Source organism: Legionella bozemanae (genome assembly GCF_900450575.1).
Taxonomy (GTDB): domain Bacteria; phylum Pseudomonadota; class Gammaproteobacteria; order Legionellales; family Legionellaceae; genus Legionella; species Legionella bozemanae.
Genome location: NZ_UGGY01000001.1, coordinates 2513870 through 2532202 on the forward strand (window position 1 = coordinate 2513870; position 18333 = coordinate 2532202).

Consider the following 18333-nt stretch of genomic DNA (forward strand, 5'->3'; position numbering starts at 1 on the left):
TAATTAGAAATAACATAAGATTAAAAGGAGCAATTAACAAAAATCCAAGCCTCAGAACATTCTTTGATAAAAAACAAATCACTCATTGCATAACCGACTACTGCCGCTAGTTTATCATTAAAATAAATTAGAGGAATTCGCTCTCTTAACCAAGGAGGAACCCCCCACTCTTGGAATAACTTTTTTAAACGCTTAGTCTGTCCATGCAAAGAAAACTCTTCGCCACCTTGTCTAAATCGAACAAATACTTTTGTATCAGTAGGAATAACCAAACCCTGCTTGGCTTTTTTTGCCAATAAATTAATGCTTGCATCGGGTATCACTAAAGGTAAAGGAAATGCAGACCACTCAATGAACCCCTTTCGAAATTCTATTGTAGAGCAGGCCTGCTTCGTCGATACGGCGCTCGAATCTTCAAGTGACTTCTTCATGTAGGCTTCGGTGCTGCGTTTCGAGTCTTCTCGCATTTCTTGCGTTGCAGCGCGTTTCGAAAGAGTTCTGATACAGGAGGATAAATTATTTGCATTTTTTTTATCTAAATATAAATGCTTTTGATAACGGCGCACAGTTACTTCGCCCCAACTCACTACTGGAGTCGCATCTGGACTAGCAAAGATCACTTCATCAATCAAACGCCAAAAAGTCACAGTTGAAGGCAATTGGATTTGATTGTTTTTCAACCATACTCGAAGCACATTTGCTATTCGATCTCGGCCGAGTGCTTTTAATGGTGTAATCAATAAAGAGTTGCTTGTTAATTTTTCGAGGTTTTCTTGCAACGTCATATCTTGAGTTGCCAACATATCCAGATTTCTTTTAGCCTGCTGGCAATGAAGTGCTGTTCTTGCAATATTACCTACAACTCCAGGCCATTTTCTTTGCAACAAAGGCATAATTTGTTGACGTAAGTAATTTCGAGAATAGCTGGTATCCTCATTGCTCTCATCTTCTATCCAGCTCAATTGATGAAAGGCAGCATAATGTTCCAATTGTTCTCGGGAATGAGTTAAAAAAGGCCTGGCAATTTTTCCCAGTTCCAATTGCCCAAAATCAGGCATAGCAGCCAAACCATCCACTCCGGAACCTCGAAACAGTTGCAAAAGAACTGTTTCTGCTTGATCGTTTAAATGATGTCCTAAAATTAAGCAATCATCTTCTGCAAGCAAAGAAGAAAAAACTGCATACCGAGCAATGCGTGCCCCCTCTTCTACATTGGCTGAGCGATCAAATTGCACAGACTGAGTAATTAAAGGGATACCTAAATTCTGGCAAAACTGTTGGCAATGTAATTGCCAACAGGGGGCATGCTCACTAATACCATGATTTACATGTACCGCGATTAATTTAGCAAGCAAGGCCGGGTGGGAAGCAAGAACATGCAAAAGCACTGTTGAGTCAAGCCCACCACTAAAACCTATAATTAATTTATTAAAATGACTTAGGCGAGAAAACCACTCGGTGCTCAATAAAGGTTTAATCACTTGCTCCCATAGCCATAAATTTTTTATACCTCTCTTCGACCAACTGTTCCAAAGATAATTTCTTTAAGACACTCAATTCGCTAACTAAAATTTCCTTCAAACGTGCGGCCATTTCATCGACATTACGATGAGCCCCTCCTAACGGTTCAGGAATAACCATATCAATTAACTTATTTTCCAAAATCTTATCCGCGGTAATCCTCATTGCGCGAGCAGCTTCACTTGCTTTAGACGCATCTTTCCATAGAATCGAAGCACAACCCTCAGGAGAAATTACTGAATAAATACTGAATTGGAGCATTAACACACGATCACCAACACCAATTGCTAACGCACCACCTGATCCTGCTTCTCCTGTTACCACACAAATAATTGGCGTTTTAAGACGTGACATCACGAAAAGATTGCGAGCAATTGCTTCAGATTGGTTACGCTCTTCAGCACCAATTCCAGGATATGCGCCGGCTGTATCAATAAAAGTAAAAATAGGTAATTTGAATTTCTCAGCCATATTCATCAAACGTAAGGCTTTTCGATACTCTTCCGGACGCGCCATACCAAAATTACGATATACCTTTTCTTTAGTCCGTTTACCTTTTTGATGACCAAGTACCATAACTGGCTCACCATTCAAACGCGCCAAACCACCAATAATTGCAGGAGCTGACGAACAACTTCGGTCACCATGCAGTTCCTGAAAATCAGTAAAAATACGTTCAATATAATCTGTAGTCTGTGGTCTAAGCGGATGTCTTGCCATTTGTGCGATTTGCCAAGGCTCCAAGTTTGAAAAAACTTGAGAGGTTAACTCAGAACATTTGGCTTGAAGTCGTGCTATTTCATCACTTAAATTCACTTCGTTATCATGACCTACCATGCGAAGTGCTTCAATTTTCTGATTCAACTCTTCGATGGGTTGCTCAAAATCCAAAAATTGTCGGCTCATTGAATACTCTTTGGTGAATTAAATATCATGGTATATGATAACCCTAACCGACAATTGATGCCAGATTCAAACAAGCATATGATCATTACCGAATTCAACCCTTTAAATACAGAAAACTGCATCTTAAATGAAGCTCGAATTGATCTTTGGCAATTTTCTTTAGCACATGAAATAGAAAATGCATATGAACTACTAAGTTCTGAAGAGCAAACCCGTGCGGAACGATTTTATTTCAGTAGGCACAAACGCCGTTTCTCTACTGCCCGAGCAACTATGAGAATCATTTTAGCAAGCTATCTCAATATGCCAGCAAAACAACTGGAATTTGCTTATAATAACCACGGCAAACCTGAAGTCATTAATGCAGCAAAGTTGCAATTTAATATAAGTCATACGGGTGACTTGGCGCTTCTTGCAGTGGGAAAAAACTTTCCCATGGGTGTGGATATAGAAAAGTATTCTGCTCGACCTTATGAAGGAATTGCAAAAAGTTTATTTTCTGGTCAAGAATATGAAGAATTTATTAAAGTTCCTCTTGCCCTCAAACCAGCCATTTTCTTTCATGTTTGGGCCCAAAAAGAAGCCTTTATCAAAGCCTGCGGTTTAGGCCTTTCTTATCCAACCAAAAATTTTAGTGTCCCTATATCTATGCCAACCAAGCAATTAGTAAATGACCCATTACATAATATGACATGGCAATTGCGTTCTTTTATGCCAGAAGTGGCTTGCAGTGGTGCTTTATGCCATCACCCTACTGTGAGGGAAATTAGACATGGATTTATTAATCTGCAGCAAAATACTCAATTGATTTTTTAGGTTTATATCAATGCACTTCACACAGGCACAACTCACATTATTACAATTACTTGGCGATGGCAACTGCCATAGTGGTTCTGAATTAGGGGCAAATTTGGGTATCACTCGCTCGGCCATTTGGAAACAAATCAATCATTTAATCGCATCAGGAATCCCTATAAAACGAATAAGGCATCAGGGTTACCAACTTCCCAATCAGTTGATTCTATTAAATAAACAACAAATTATGGAACATCTTGCCCTACAAAAACAATCGAACCCTTTCAATTTACATCTATTCACTTCCATTGATTCAACAAATCGCTATCTTAAGGATTTACCTCCCTCAAATACCGTTGATATTTGTTGTACCGAAATTCAAACCCAAGGCAGAGGTCGATTTGGCAGACACTGGCACTCACCCTTCGGTGAAAATCTTTATTGTTCCAGTCGCTGGAATCTTAACTATGATCTTACCAAACTTTCGGGATTAAGTTTGGTAAGCAGCTTGGCTGTTCTGGCAACTTTAAATGAATTTGACATCTCATCTCATATCAAAATTAAATGGCCCAATGATATTCTATGGACCCACAAAAAACTATGCGGTAGCCTGATTGAAATATTGGCTGAATCCAATGGCAATGTTCAAGTTATCATCGGTATTGGTTTAAACGTGAATACTGATACAGAGAATCATCCCCTTCCAGATAAACCTTGGTGTTCCTTATATGAAATAACTAAAAAGCATTTTGATCGGAATGTCCTTATTGCAAGATTGATTACCAATTTGGAACACTATGTAAGCAAATTTATTCACCATGATCTTAACTCCTTTATGGATGAATGGAATAAATCGGATTATCTTTTTGGAAAAAGCATCAAAGTGACTCAGTCTTTAAATACTTTATCTGGGATTGCTTGCGGCATTAATCAGTTTGGGCAATTAATACTGCAAGATGAATCAGGTACACAGCACTTTCTCTCATCAGGAGATACATCACTTCATGAAAAACTGTAGAGGATTACAAATTAAAGATGGGAACAAAGAAAAATTAAGTTTGTCCCGAGCATTTTTAAGTGCCCGGAACTGGATGACTGCGAGGAAATCGATTTTATACTGCTTCTTCAGATTCGTCTGATTGTTTTTCTTGTTGTATGCGCAAATAAATTTCTTCACGATGGACAGATACATCTTTAGGTGCATTAATACCTAGGCGAACTTGATTACCTTTTACACCTAACACGGTAATATTAACATCATCACCAATGATTAAGGTTTCACCGATACGCCGAGTCAAAATTAACATATAAATCTCCCTAACAAAGCAGCTACCTATTCCTCCACAGAACGCTATCCATGGTGTTCTTGATAGCCAAAAAACGGTCTAAAAACAAACTAATATTTGTTATACGAGTTTAATTTTACACTCTGATTATTAACAGAGTATTAAGAAAACTAGGAAATATGCCTCTTTTTACCTGTTTTGGCCAAAAAATTGTGAATTATTTCATTTCTAAAATCAATTAGCCTCTCTAATTGAGAGTTAACGAGGCTATATTTTAGATGACCTCGAGCGAATAACCCTATTTATTATCAAATACTTTAATTGACTTTTTTAGGCTAATGTACATACGAATAGGATTCATAAAACCAGATATTAACTAGGTATTAGAAAGTCAATAAAAAGGAATTAAATAATTTTTCCTTAATCAGCAGTCGCAAATCTCCTCCATTTAGAGATATACTTACCAAACCTTTTTAAACAGGAAATTTTGCATGTCCTTGAAGGCCATGTACAACGACATCACTGAAAACTATACTATGGCCAATCGTTTTGGTGCGATTAGTCAAAGCCATCAAGTAGCAATTGAACAAATGAAGCACTTTTATTTGGGAATGAAACCACATTATAAAGTTCTTGATTTGGGCGTTGGTGATGGTGCATTTCTAAAAAAACTGCAACAAATTATGCCAAAAGCAGAATTTACTGGAATTGATGTTTCTTCAGAAATGTTGAAACACGCCCGTGAAACGTTACCTCTGATCACGATAGAAGGCAGCGCCGCAAAAGCAAGTAAGTTCTTACCGCCTCACAGCCAAGATTTAATTCTGGCACACTTTATTAATGCTTATATTCCAATTAAGGTTTTATTTCATGAGGCCAAATTACTGACTCGTGCAAATGGTCATTTTTCAATGATTACCACAACTTATGATTCCTTTCCCGTAGCGCAACAACGTTTAGCTGAATTTATTACAGAAGATTCAATTTTAAGTAGTATGGTTGGCCATTATTACAAATCCATTGTAAAAAATACTACAGTTGCTGCAAATAACAATGAATTGATGCAGGCATTTAAACAAAATCAATTTGAAGTCATCGCACATCAACGTTTGGAAATACCCATTACCCTAAATACTATTGATGAATTGGCACTTTTTGGTATTGAAGGAACCTGGTTTCTCAATACTTTATCCATTAGGATGTTGCCAAAAATTTTTTTGCTCCAAAGGATTAAGCGTCTTTTTAGCAAAATCTTCACATTCCCCTACCATGATACTCATATAATTGATGTCGTTCTTGCCAGAAAATGATAACCTGATAATTATCTTTAGGTGGCGAGGTAAGAAAAATGATTTCACAAGAAGTGAAAAATTATTTGCCTGAATTAGCTCTGCGACAAAAACAAGCCAACAACATCATATTTATTACTTTTTGGAGCCAATTCTCAGTATATGCACTCAATACCATATTGGTTTTATTTTTAACTCGTCCCGTATGGTCTCAAGGTTTGGGTTATAGCCAAGCCAAAGCATACGCTTTTATTGGAGTAGCTCATGCAATGGGTTATCTAATGCCTATGCTCGGTGGCTACATGGCTGATACCGTAGTAGGAATTAGGCGATCCATTCTTCTTGGGAGTATTCTATTAGCTTGCGCTTATTTGCTCCTTATGATCAGTGGATACACAGTAAACTCCCTGGGAGATACATTTTTCATTGCCGCTTATGCATTTATACCTGCCACCAACTCCCTTTTAATGGGAACTTCTTCAAGTATGGTATCACATATTTATTCAGATGATGCCGTCAAAGCGAAATCAGCTATGACCTATTATTATATAGCAATAAATGTCGGCGCATTATTAGCCACCTTAATTGCCCCGTTGCTTTTTGAAAGCCGTTATGGTCCGCTTTCTATTCTTACTTTGACATTTGTAGGTAAATCAATCGCGGCTTTAAATTTTGCGAAACGCTACTCCATTTATGAAAATGTCATTTGGGGTAAAGATCAATCTAAATTTTCTCAATCAGGTGTACTTCGTTTAATTGCCTATATAATTACTATTTATATGCTGACTTTATTTGCTTATTCCCATGTTTACGTTGCCAGCACCATCATCGCCTCAGGTTGCGGCATAGGAATAATATGGTTTTTAAGAAAAACTCTAACGCTTAAAGGTATTGTACGGGACAAACAAATAATTGCTTTATTGCTCATTGTTGAAGCAGTAGTATTTTTTGTTATCTACAACCAAATGAATAGCACATTAATTTTATTTGCCGAAAATAATTCAGACCATAATTTATTTGGTTTAACTGTTTCACCAGCTCATTACCAAATATTGAATCCCTTACTCATCTTAGCCATTGGCAGCCAACTGCCTCGTTTTTATAAATTATTTCCACGTTTCACTATCCCCTATCAATTTGCTGCAGGCACTGCGCTTGCAGGTATTGCTCTTTTGGTAATGGCATTCGCTGCTACCACTACTGTTAATGGAATAATTAATGGCAATTACATTGCTTTAACCTACATTCTCATTTCTATTGCAGAATTATGGGTCAGTGCCATTGGCTTAAGCATGGTAGGTTTATATTGTGACAAAAATTCGCTTGCCTTTGCTATGGGGGTATGGTACCTTGCCAGTTCTCTGGCACATGCCATATCTGGAAGAATTGCTGCATGGGTTGCAATTCCTAACACAATTCACTCTCCCATAGATAGTCTCCCTTATTATGAAAACTATTATTTAGCTTTAGGAGTAAGCGCCATAGTATTGGGTATACTTATGTATTTTCTCGCTTATATTTTGCAAAAAATAATGAGAAAAAAAGGAGAAATCTTAAGTTAAATGCATACGTTCTATCGCGACAAACTGCACTTTATGCTTCAGAGAGCCTCACAAAATTGAAACAGGAAAATATGCAGTCTACAACGATGCCTAAAAAGCTGCATCCCTGCGTAGGCAGGGATTCAGTCATAATGTGATACATCTAAACTGGGTAAAGCTATTGAGGATCGCATAGGCTTTATACGCGATATCCAGAAATCGAATTTTATAAACCTAAATTGTCTTGTTTAAATATTCGGTCAGCGCGATAACTTGAACGCACTAAAGGACCAGAAGCGACTTCAAAAAAGCCCTTCTTTAATCCGATCTGTCTTAATTCGGCAAAAGTCTCTGGGGTCACATAACGCTCAATGGGTAAATGGTTCTTTGTCGGTTGTAAGTACTGTCCCAGAGTAAGAATATCTACTTTATGCCGACGTAAATCATCCATTGTTTGAATAATTTCTTCATCTGTTTCGCCTAACCCCAACATCAAACTGGTTTTAGTAAGTACATCGGGTCTATAGCGTTTTGCAAATGCGAGAACGTTCAATGTTTGTGTATAACCTGCCCTATTGTCACGTACCGGATGGGTCAAACGCTCTACTGTTTCTACATTTTGCGCAAAAACATCAACACCGCTATCCAGTAATACTGCTATATCTCGTTCTACGCCTTGAAAATCAGGCGTTAGCGCTTCCACTTTGGTTTTGGGAGAACATTGTTTAATCGCACGGATGGTTTGTGCGTAATGACTTGCTCCACCATCGGGTAAATCATCTCTGTTTACCGAAGTGAGCACAACATAGTCCAGATTCATTAATGCTACTGTATTTGCTGTATTTTCTGGTTCTTGCAGATCCAACCAGCCATGGGGATTTCCGGTATCTACCGCACAAAAACGACATGCACGCGTACATACTGCGCCCATTAACATAATTGTTGCTGTACCGTGTGACCAACATTCAGAAATATTAGGGCATTTTGCTTCTTCACAAACAGTAGCCAAGCGGTGCTTTTGGACTTGTTCTTTTACTTGGTGATACTCGGGGGTCGTATGATTTATCACCCGCAACCATTTAGGTTTAGGTAAGCGCTCATAAACTTGCCCCGTTGGTTTTACTCCATCCTTAATTGCTGTTACGCCATGAGATGTTTTATATTTTTTGCCGCTCTCTACAACAACAGGAATATTAATGGGCTTGCTCATGTTATCACCTAAAAAACAAAGGTAAGCGCTCAGCCCTATCAGGAAACAGCTGTATGTAGCACATCTTGCAAGAAAAATGTCCTAATTACTTCTTACAAACTGCGCCTAAATTCAACCATTCGAGTACGTATTAACATCGAGAGTCTGAGCTATTACAAACAAAAAAAGATGATAATCCCAAATCATCAAAATAAGATCAAGTCAAATTTAAAAAGCAGCCGATAACCGTCAAGATAAATAAAAGTACTAGCGATATTCCAAAGTAAGATAATAGGAATGGATAGACGATTAAAATGACAGCAATGGCGAGTAGGAACAATAAACCAATAGTGGCTAATTTTGTCTGCAATGCAGCAAAACGCTCAAACTTAAGTAAAACAAAATAAACAAGCAAAATCAAAAGCAATGGAAGTATGTACACTCCCTGATACAGCAATTGATACAAACTTTCTTGCTGTCTGGATAAATGCTGGTCATTTAACCATTGCTCAAAAATTGTAGACCAATTCATCACACAGGTTTGTTGATAAATTGTAGTGATCAATCCTAATAAAAAAGCCAGTGAAAAATACAAAGCTATAGGAGGCTGTTTTTTATAATATTGCATCACAAAATAAATAGTCGTTAAACCTAACAATACAGCCGGAATACGCATCCAAGGCAACAACTCAAAAAAGGTACTGGTATAAGCCTGTTGAAAATAATGCACAATCACTACAGAAAGAATAAATAAAAGGCTGGCAATAAGTTGTTTTTTCTTTTGCGTTTCAATTAAAAGAAAAGCAAGGAATCCCGCAAAACAAAAGAACGCACAAGGACTAAAGGAGTCCATAAATGCTATAGTGGTTGTAAAATGTAACTTCGAAGGTTTTTCTACCAATCCAGTAATAAATCGATTCGCATTTGCCAAATGGCGCAATGCATTCACTGTTTCTTGAGTTAATTTACCTTTATTTTCAATTTGTTTCTTACAATAATTAATTGCTTGCAATAAATCCTTTCCAGTGGTTTCTGCTGAAGTAAATCCAACCCAACGCGAATTACAAATATAAATTGATGGAACTGCAAAATCATCCATTTGCTGAGCACTCAATAGTTGGTAAAAATGACTCAATGCATCTTTGTTCTGATTAATATAATACCGTTGAACATTAAGATCAGGATTTTTTGCTTCTACTTCCTGAAAAAATACATCCGCTTTTTGACAATGCGAGCACGTAGATGACAGAAACATTTCTATATTGAGGACTACTTTGTTATCTTTCTTGGAATACCATGTGGGCGATGATTCAGCAGCCCACACGGGAGCATGAACTATTAAGAGAATTAGAAGCAATCTGAAGACTGTTTTCATATAAGTTATAAGGTGCATGAAATAAAGATACTATATCATCCCTAAAAGCTCTATTAATAGGTATGAATGTAATTTTCTAATTGCTCTATAACACGTGATTTGTCTTCCAATATGTGATAAAGCAAATCACCTATAGATAAAATGGCCACAAATTCATTATTTTCATCACGAATTAATACATGTCTTCTTTTGGTTGTGGTCATAGCTTGCATTGCTTTTTCTACAGTATCATTAGGACTAAGAATAGTAACATCCTTATGCACCACATCTGAAACCTTTCCTGTTTCCAGGTTAATGCACTTATGTAAGCAAGAGCGCACTATATCCCGTTCACTTACTATCCCTACTAATTGATTGTCATTATCTACTACGACTAATGCACCTATATCATATTCCGTCATCATATCAATGCTTTTTTTCACAGAATCATCAGGATGAATATAAATAATTTTTCGTTTAGACGTTGGCAAGGCATTATGAATTAGGTCAGCCATGTTTATTCTCCATTTGAATAATACTTAACCTCCTTTATAAATATAGTACAAATGGAGAATATTAAACTCTATTGTCGGATAATTATATGATTTTCTACAGAGCGCACACCAGGAACCTGACGCGCTATTTGTTCTGCAGTATCACTAAGCCGAATTTTTTTCACATATCCTGTAAGAATCACAACATCTTGTCTTGTTTGAACATGGACTTGTGACACAGCAAGATCATCATTACGCATTAAAGCCTCTTGCACTGTTTGCGCCAAATTGACACTCGGAGTAGCCAAAGGTGTAAAAGAACTAAATAAGCCGGAACTCGCCTTATTCGACTGACAACCCACTAATAAAAATAGAAAAAAAACAACAAGAGTATTAAGTAAGTACTTTTGCATAAAGGTCTCCGATATAAATTCCAACAATCCTGCCATACTTTGGGTAGTTGTTCTTATTATTTTTCATTCTACGTCCTAAGAAAGGCAAGAAACTGCAGCTAAAATAGTAAGTGCTCAGCCCCAACTGAGGAACAGCCCTATTTGGCACATCTTGCCAGAAAATCCAACCGTTCTAGTAAATATTCACCGGGTCTGAGTTATTAGCTAAATGAGCTAAGCCCAAAGGGGCATAGTATGTACTTTAACTGATTAATATACAAATAAATATCCAAGAGACTATACTATTTCATAATAATAACTGTGATAAGACTGAAACCATGAAAAAAATGGCCAAAGTTGTCCTAAAAGAAAAGAAGCTATCACAAAAAATAAAAGCATCAAGTGGGCAACAACCAAACCCCAAAGAAAATAATCCATCGACTCAGTATGATCTCTTTAATTTAATCGATAAATATTATCAGGCTAACCTGGGAAAATTTACCGCAAGCATTAGCCCAGCCTCAGTAGCAACCTCATTTTTTTCATGGGGAGCACAACTATTACAAGCTCCAGGTACATTCTTAAAATTAAATTTTTATCCTTTACTGCATTGTTCTGATTTTATTGAACGGCTCCTAAACCAAGAAAAGCCTGGGAATGGTGAAGATGTGCGTTTTCATACGGATAAATGGGCGCTCTATCCATGGCGTTTGTGGGCAGAGCACTTTTTACAAATTGAAGATTGGTATTTAAAAGCAGCAAATGAAATTCCTGGATTAAATGAATCCAACCGTCGCATTGTATCATTCACTATAAAACAACTCCTTGATGCAATCTCTCCTTCCAACTTTGTTTTGACTAATCCTGATTTATTACAGGAAACATTAAATTCATCAGGAGAAAATCTAATCCGGGGAACACAATTGGGTTGGCAAGACTTCATTGAAAAATTGACTGGTACTCCTCCAGCGGGAGTTGAAAACTTTATCCCAGGAAAACAAGTTGCCTTAACTAAGGGTAAAGTGGTTTTTAAAAATCACTTAATTGAGCTCATTCAATATGAAGCACAAACCTCAAAAGTATATAAAGAACCTTTACTCATTATTCCGGCCTGGATTATGAAGTATTATATTCTTGATCTTCTCCCTGAAAACTCCTTAGTGAATTGGTTGGTTCAACAAGGTCATACAGTATTTATAGTATCCTGGCTCAACCCTTCATCTGAAGACAGAAATTTGGCAATTGATGATTATTACCGTCAAGGCTCTATGGCTGCAATCGATAAAATATCAACCCTAATTCCCAACACAAAAATTCACTTAGCAGGATATTGCATTGGTGGGACTTTAGCCATGATTACCGCAGCAACGATGGCCAAAGACAATGACAATCGCCTGAAAAGTCTTTCTCTGCTCGCAGCTCAAGGAGATTTTACCGAAGCTGGTGAACTATTACTTTTTATTAATAATAGCCAGGTATCTTTTTTGGAAAACATCATGTGGGAACAAGGCTATTTAGATACCAAACTCATGGCTGGAAGTTTTCAAATGCTTCGCTCATACGATCTAATTTGGTCAAAAATGGTTCAAGATTACATGCATGGAACACAAAGAGGAATGATCGCTTTACTTGCCTGGAACGCAGATACAACACGTATGCCTTATAAAATGCACAGCGAATATCTTGAAAAATTGTTCCTTAAAAACGAGTTCTCCGAAGGACAGTATACGATTGAAGGAAAACATATAGCACCTGAGAATATTAGGTTACCTGCCTTTGTAGTCAGCACAGAAAAAGACCATGTCAGCCCATGGAAGTCCGTGTATAAAACTCATTTGCTGATCAAACAAGAAGATATTATTTTTGTTCTGACGAATGGAGGTCATAATGCCGGTATAGTTAGTGAACCAGGACATCCAGGACGAAGTTATTTGATTCGAGAACAAAAAAAAGAAGAAACCTATATTTCTCCCAAACATTGGTTAGAAATTGCTGAAACTAAAAAAGGATCGTGGTGGATCGCTTGGCATGATTGGCTAGTGAAACAATCAACAAATGGTATGAATTTACCGCCTAAAATTAATAAGAATTTACCTGATGCACCAGGAAAATATGTGTTACAAAAATAGGGGCTGTTCCTAAACCTTGTGCAAGAAGTCTAATAAAAATGATCTTTCAATTGAGTATAAAAATATGGATAAAGACTATTACAAAATAATGGGAGTAAGCGAGAATGCCTCTGATAAAGACATTAAGATGGCATATCGAAAACTGGCACGGAAGTACCATCCTGATATAAGTAAAGAACCCAATGCAGAAGAGCACTTCAAAGAAATGGGGGAAGCTTATGAAGTTTTAAGAGATCCGATCAAACGAGCAGAATACGACAATTATCGGAAAAATAAGGCATTTAATCAAAAAGAAACTCATGCTCATTGGAGTGGACCAGAACAATATGAACATTTTTATGGCAGTCAATTTAATGAGGATTTATTTGAAACACTATTTGGTCATTCCCGCTATCGTCAGCAACCCACAGCCGGGCAAGACTACCATGGAAAAATTAATATTAGTCTGGAAGAAGCATTTACAGGAACAGTGAAAAACATCCAGGTTCCAATCGAACAAGAGTCAAAAGTCACTATGCAAACCTTGAAAGTGAAAATACCAGCTGGCGTAAAATCGGGCCAACAAATTCGCCTTGCCGGACAAGGAGCTCCTGGAGTACATGGAGGACCCCGCGGTGATATTTATTTAACGGTACATGTTGATAAACACCCTCTTTTTGATGTAATGGATAATGATATCTACCTCACGCTGCCTATTACTCCATGGGAAGCTGCTTTAGGTGCAACAATAGTAGTCCCCACTCTAGGAGGAAAAATTGACTTAAAAATTCCACCCGGCTCTCAAGGAGGGCAAAAATTAAGGCTTAAAAATCGTGGTTTGCCTGGAACAACCCCTGGACACCAATATGTGCTTTTAAAAATGATTACCCCCCCACCAACAACTGAAGCAGCAGTAGAGCTCTACAAAAAAATGGCGCAAGTAATGCCTTTTAATCCACGTGACAAAATAGGAGTATAAGCATGAAGCAAGACAATACACTAATCGGCGTGCTTATTGAAGAAACAACAACAATCTCATTCAGTGAAGTATGTCAAAAATATCATATATCTAAAGAATTATTACTGGAAATGGCAGAGCATGGTTTATTTTCTTGCAAAACAATGAAAGCAGAGCATATAAAATTAAATCAGAACGATTTACGTAAAATGGAATCTGCCTTCCGCTTACACCGAGATTTGGGAATTAATCTTCCAGGAGTAGCACTTGCATTAGAATTATTAGAAAAAATAGATCAATTAAATAAAGAACTTAATATTTTGCGCAAACATTTTTGAGCAGAACTTAAGAGTAAACGCATTTAATCGCAGGCCTACTTCCGCACTTTATGCCTGAGTGTTCCTCATATTCTATCATCCCTGCGAAGACAGGGGATGATAGGATAGATACGACAGAGCGCTCCCACTTGACTGAAATTTTACAATTTATAGGGATCACTCGAGCTTTATGCATGGAATTCAGCCCGGGCTTCATGCAAAATAATGTAAAAAATTACTCAAGCAGATATTGCTACATATTGTAATATGGTAATAAAATGGTTACAGGATACCTTTAAATTAAACAAAACCTATGCGCCCAGTGTTTATAATTTTGATAGTCTCCTTGGTTGTTTTACAACATAAGCTATGGCTGGGCGATGGAAATTTGATTCAGTGGCATAATCTTGAAAAAAAATTAGCCGTTCACGAACAAGAAAATAATAAGCTGGCAACACGTAATCGAGCACTTGAAGCAGATATTAAAGAGTTAAAAAATGGTGATCAGGCTCTGGAAGAACAAGCACGCTATGAGCTCGGGATGGTCAAAGGAACTGAAGTCTATTACCAATTTATAGACTAGAAGCAATAGATCACGAAGGGAATATTCAATTTTAGGCGAACGAACATAGTTGAGCGCAATTTTCGTTTAAGATACGCCAAATATGACCGATTCTTGATAGAGTGATCTCCGATTAGAACAATTCCCTATCACGCGTTCAATAATTCAAGATGCTCAGGAGGTTGCTTGTCCCAAAGACTCAGTACAAATCCGCCTCCTCCGGAGCCGGTAGGTTTTACAGCCAAGGCACCATTAGCAGTTAATCGATGCATATGTTGTTGCAAGCTCTCGCTAACCAGTTTCCATTGATAAAAACAATCAGCAGCTTTATTAATTGCTCGCGCCAAAAAGGAAATTGCATCAACCCCTCCCTTCTCTAAAGCATTTCGAGCTTCTTCAACAGCCATAACCATTTGCTTATCAATTTGCTCCGCCAATGCAGGATTTTCAGCCCATAAACTTTGGACCTGGTGAATACAATGAGAAGTAATTCCAATTTGTTTACATGAAGATAAAAAAAACTGAGGATGAATTTTTTGTTGTAATGGAATACTTGTTCCTTCTTTAAAATAAAGCCCGACTTCCGTAGCAACACCTGCAACATCGAGCCCGCTACTTTTTCCGTGAAATAAGTGTTCTAATTCCTTTGCAAAATCATTGCATTGACTTGGATCTACCATTTTCTGTGCACCGAACCAACGACTCATTGCCACACAAAGTGCTGCTGAAGCGCCCATCCCTGCTCCCACAGGGATTGTGCTATGTAAATGAAAATAACCACCTAATTGATTTAAAGAACGTCCCAGTAATTGCATGCCATGCTCGAGCACACTCCAAAATAAAAGCTGCATATCAGCGCCGCTACTTCCCGTATAATCCGCACCCAAAGAAGGCGCGTCAGCAGAATAACTTAAAATTAATTTTTTTTCTTTAATTGGAAATACCAAAGCTGGATGCCCTCGTACTACAGCATGTTCACCTGCTAAAATCCATTTGCCAAAGGTTGTGGTTTCAAAATCAAAGAACATCATAATTGCCCAATAAATAATCGCGTTTGAATTCACGTGCCAATTCTGTTTGGTCGGAACGATATAACAAATGGATGTTTGGTCCAGCATCCATAGTCACAATAGGGCCATCATTCTTTTTATTCCAAAAACTTTCTAGATTGTGTAATAGATCAATACAGCTTTCTGTCATGTATGAAAAAGGCTGCTCACTGGTACTAAACAAGCGATGCATATCTTGAAATTCGCGCCAACAGATTTGATAAGCTACAGTCCAATCCTTGTCCATAAGTGCGTCTAAGAGAAGTTTTAAGTTCTCCTTTGCCCTTTGGCTACGAGTTCCATAAAAGGGACTGCTTTTTACTCGTTGGTGTGCTTCACTTGAAGGAACCTCTTTCTTTTTATTGCTAATCACGACCCCTTGATAGATTAAATCCTTGTAGGGTAAATCTACCTCTTTAACTTCATTTTCATCCCATAAAGCCCAGGGAGAATAAAAAGATCTGCAAGATGATCCTGATCCCAAACGGCTTAACTGAGCCTGTTCTTCAACAGAAGGCATGGGTTTATTTGTTAATTCACTGAGAGCAATTACGGCACATCGAGTTAACGCAGCGAAACTTGAAGCAGAACTTGCCATCCCGCTACTGTGAGGGAAATTATTACAGGACTGCACTAAAAAGCCACCCTCATATCCAAAATATGCTTTTACTCGAGCGAGATGATCAAGGAATCTTTTTTGTGCTTCTGTGGAAAGAACAAAATTTTCGATTCCAGCGGGTACAATAAGCGGTTCCCAAATATCTTTTTTTGAACTCATTTTTTCCAGTCTTACTGTACTTTTAAGCTCGTTTAAAGTATAGGATAACGATGGGTTATCAGGACTATTTGAGTTATCATCCTTTTTTCCCATATATTTGATCAAAGCAATATTAGCTGGGGCATGGGCTAGCCAATACATAATTTCTCCTTGGGGATCCATAAGTTTATTTCAATGTAGTCTGGTTAAAACGAAACCAGGGTTTCCCAGTTTATGTTTTCTCCGGAGCTACGTATAAAAATTTATTAATGATTATATTGTACGTAATTTTGAATTAGCCAATTGAGCTGTAGGCGTACCAGGATAAGCTCTCACTACTTGTTGCAGGAATTTCTTGGCCTCCTGCTTGTCACCTTGTGCAGCATAAGCATAGCCAATCTTTAACATACTTGCAGCAGATTTACTTGAGGTGGGGAATTGTTGTAAAACCACATTAAAATGCTCTATAGATTTTGGAAAATCTTTTTTAACTAAATAAAGCTCGCCTAGCCAATATTGTGCATTAGCAGTATAACCGCCCCTAGGATATTTTTGAACAAATACATTCATCGCATTTAAAGCATCATCATACCGTTTGTTCTTTACTAATTCATAAGCTGCTAAATAGCTAATTTGCTCGTCTGCAGGATTTATTCTAGAGGTAGTCACTGTGGATACTGATGCTGGTGTAGGAACAGCCGATTTGCTTGCCTGAACATTAGATGCAGGTGCAGTTGCTTTAGGTGTAGTTTCCTTCGAACCAGCAGAAAGATCCAAGGTGGGTTGTTTACTTGAAGAAGATTTAGCAGAACTACTTCCACTTAAGCGTGCATCTAAATCTTTGTAAAAAGCAACTTGTTGCTGCTGTAATAACTTTAAGTCATGAGCTTGTACTTCTAGTTGACCACGCAGTTCTTGTATTTCTTGTTGCAAACTTTGGATTTTGTCGATTAGCTTCGCATTATCGGTAATATTAGTATTTGAACTACTTGCTTGATCATCTTTAGCAAGCGCAGGCTCATCATCGGTTTGGGAATTATCTATTGTATAACTCTCGTTTCGAGCCACATCAAACTGACCATTTTCGATTTGTGCTTCATCGTACTTGGGGCCATAAGCAGGCGCTTCATACGCCTGTTGGCCCTCAATAATTGCAAAATTATCACTATCATCAACAACAGGTGCTTCTGACCAACAGGCCAAAGGAAGCATCAATATAAAACCTGTAGCGATAATGTGTTTTTTGCAATTTATCATCTTGTTGCCTCATAAGTAAATTCTACACGTCGATTTTGTGCATGCGACGCTTCATCATGTCCTAAATTAATTGGACGCTCTTTACCATAGCTCACAACACGAACTTGTTGTCTGTTAACACCAGCCATACGTAAAATGTCAGCTACAGTATTTGCACGACGCTCGCCAAGGGCTACGTTATATTCACGGCTACCACGCTCATCTGTATGTCCAGCTACTAACACACGCGCACCAGGGTGTGTCTTTAAGTATTCTGCCTGAGCATTAATTGATGGTAAATATTTGGGAGCCAAATTACTGTCATCATAAGAGAACAAATACAATTGATTATGAGGTGCCTTAGTTGTATAAGATTCACCTGGTTCTTGACCAGCAAAATGAGTAAATTGTCCTAGACCTTGAGCCTCAGCCTCGCTCACGCCTACTCCTCCTTCCGCACTACCTGGTGCTTTAGAACAAGCAACAACGAAAACAGCACTCGCCACAAGCAGGCCTAATTTACCTAATGATCCGGCTTTCATCCTCAATCTCCTTCGTTCTTTTTATTATTAATACACT

The 18333-nt window shown here is 37.9% G+C and carries 19 protein-coding genes; 8 read left to right on the forward strand and 11 right to left on the reverse strand.

Annotated elements, in window-relative coordinates; genetic code table 11:
- Positions 1–20: 20 nt before the first annotated feature.
- Together tilS and DY223_RS11015 are read right to left on the reverse strand one after the other, a co-directional pair.
- Complete coding sequence (gene tilS / locus DY223_RS11010) at positions 21–1481, reverse strand: tRNA lysidine(34) synthetase TilS (protein WP_058459405.1); 1461 nt, start codon at positions 1479–1481, stop codon at positions 21–23.
- Entirely contained in the window at positions 1474–2427 is a 954-nt protein-coding gene (locus DY223_RS11015) for an acetyl-CoA carboxylase carboxyltransferase subunit alpha (protein WP_058459406.1), read from the reverse strand. Before DY223_RS11015 ends, tilS begins: the two co-directional genes overlap by 8 nt.
- 78 nt (positions 2428–2505) lie before the next feature.
- On the opposite strand from DY223_RS11015, the gene DY223_RS11020 reads away from it, so the two are divergent.
- Positions 2506–3243 carry a 4'-phosphopantetheinyl transferase family protein gene (locus DY223_RS11020; RefSeq protein ID WP_058459964.1) on the forward strand — a complete coding sequence of 246 codons (738 nt, stop codon included), beginning with the start codon at positions 2506–2508 and terminating at the stop codon, positions 3241–3243.
- Positions 3244–3253: 10 nt separating this feature from the next.
- Complete coding sequence (locus DY223_RS11025) at positions 3254–4240, forward strand: biotin--[acetyl-CoA-carboxylase] ligase (protein WP_058459407.1); 987 nt, start codon at positions 3254–3256, stop codon at positions 4238–4240.
- Positions 4241–4334: 94 nt separating this feature from the next.
- Here DY223_RS11025 and csrA read toward each other — a convergent pair whose 3' ends face one another.
- A complete protein-coding gene (gene csrA, locus DY223_RS11030; protein WP_010654169.1) occupies positions 4335–4529 on the reverse strand; it encodes a carbon storage regulator CsrA in 195 nt (64 codons plus the stop codon).
- Positions 4530–4999: 470 nt separating this feature from the next.
- Here csrA and DY223_RS11035 point away from each other — a divergent pair, with 470 nt between their 5' ends.
- Complete coding sequence (locus tag DY223_RS11035; RefSeq protein WP_058459408.1) at positions 5000–5818, forward strand: class I SAM-dependent methyltransferase; 819 nt, start codon at positions 5000–5002, stop codon at positions 5816–5818.
- Positions 5819–5856: 38 nt separating this feature from the next.
- On the forward strand, positions 5857–7359 hold the full coding sequence (locus tag DY223_RS11040; protein WP_058459409.1) for a peptide MFS transporter: 1503 nt from the start codon (positions 5857–5859) through the stop codon (positions 7357–7359).
- Between the two features lie 205 nt (positions 7360–7564).
- On the opposite strand, the gene lipA is transcribed toward DY223_RS11040, so the two are convergent.
- From lipA to DY223_RS11060, 4 genes are all read right to left on the reverse strand, one after another.
- On the reverse strand, positions 7565–8548 hold the full coding sequence (gene lipA, locus DY223_RS11045; protein ID WP_058459410.1) for a lipoyl synthase: 984 nt from the start codon (positions 8546–8548) through the stop codon (positions 7565–7567).
- A gap of 196 nt (positions 8549–8744) precedes the next feature.
- Positions 8745–9902 (reverse strand): thioredoxin domain-containing protein, encoded by a 1158-nt coding sequence (locus tag DY223_RS11050; protein WP_115684363.1) that lies wholly within the window; start codon positions 9900–9902, stop codon positions 8745–8747.
- 53 nt (positions 9903–9955) lie between these two features.
- Positions 9956–10396 carry a CBS domain-containing protein gene (locus tag DY223_RS11055; RefSeq protein WP_058459412.1) on the reverse strand — a complete coding sequence of 147 codons (441 nt, stop codon included), beginning with the start codon at positions 10394–10396 and terminating at the stop codon, positions 9956–9958.
- A gap of 68 nt (positions 10397–10464) precedes the next feature.
- On the reverse strand, positions 10465–10788 hold the full coding sequence (locus DY223_RS11060; protein ID WP_058459413.1) for a BON domain-containing protein: 324 nt from the start codon (positions 10786–10788) through the stop codon (positions 10465–10467).
- Positions 10789–11105: 317 nt separating this feature from the next.
- On the opposite strand from DY223_RS11060, the gene DY223_RS11065 reads away from it, so the two are divergent.
- The 4 genes from DY223_RS11065 (at position 11106) to ftsB (ending at position 14733) form a co-directional block, all read left to right on the forward strand.
- Entirely contained in the window at positions 11106–12896 is a 1791-nt protein-coding gene (locus DY223_RS11065; protein ID WP_058459414.1) for a PHA/PHB synthase family protein, read from the forward strand.
- Positions 12897–12960: 64 nt separating this feature from the next.
- On the forward strand, positions 12961–13854 hold the full coding sequence (locus DY223_RS11070; protein ID WP_058459415.1) for a DnaJ C-terminal domain-containing protein: 894 nt from the start codon (positions 12961–12963) through the stop codon (positions 13852–13854).
- Positions 13855–13856: 2 nt separating this feature from the next.
- Complete coding sequence (locus DY223_RS11075) at positions 13857–14171, forward strand: chaperone modulator CbpM (RefSeq protein ID WP_058459416.1); 315 nt, start codon at positions 13857–13859, stop codon at positions 14169–14171.
- Positions 14172–14463: 292 nt separating this feature from the next.
- Positions 14464–14733 carry a cell division protein FtsB gene (gene ftsB, locus DY223_RS11080; RefSeq protein WP_058459417.1) on the forward strand — a complete coding sequence of 90 codons (270 nt, stop codon included), beginning with the start codon at positions 14464–14466 and terminating at the stop codon, positions 14731–14733.
- 128 nt (positions 14734–14861) lie between these two features.
- On the opposite strand, the gene DY223_RS11085 is transcribed toward ftsB, so the two are convergent.
- The 4 genes from DY223_RS11085 to pal form a co-directional block, all read right to left on the reverse strand.
- A complete protein-coding gene (locus DY223_RS11085) occupies positions 14862–15740 on the reverse strand; it encodes a mevalonate kinase family protein (RefSeq protein WP_058459418.1) in 879 nt (292 codons plus the stop codon).
- Positions 15730–16680: a diphosphomevalonate decarboxylase gene (locus DY223_RS11090; RefSeq protein ID WP_058459419.1), complete on the reverse strand. Its 951-nt coding sequence runs from the start codon at positions 16678–16680 to the stop codon at positions 15730–15732. Before DY223_RS11090 ends, DY223_RS11085 begins: the two co-directional genes overlap by 11 nt.
- 111 nt (positions 16681–16791) lie before the next feature.
- Positions 16792–17775 carry a tol-pal system protein YbgF gene (gene ybgF / locus DY223_RS11095; RefSeq protein ID WP_058459420.1) on the reverse strand — a complete coding sequence of 328 codons (984 nt, stop codon included), beginning with the start codon at positions 17773–17775 and terminating at the stop codon, positions 16792–16794.
- Positions 17772–18296: a peptidoglycan-associated lipoprotein Pal gene (gene pal, locus DY223_RS11100; protein ID WP_058459421.1), complete on the reverse strand. Its 525-nt coding sequence runs from the start codon at positions 18294–18296 to the stop codon at positions 17772–17774. Before pal ends, ybgF begins: the two co-directional genes overlap by 4 nt.
- Between the last annotated feature and the right edge of the window lie 37 nt (positions 18297–18333).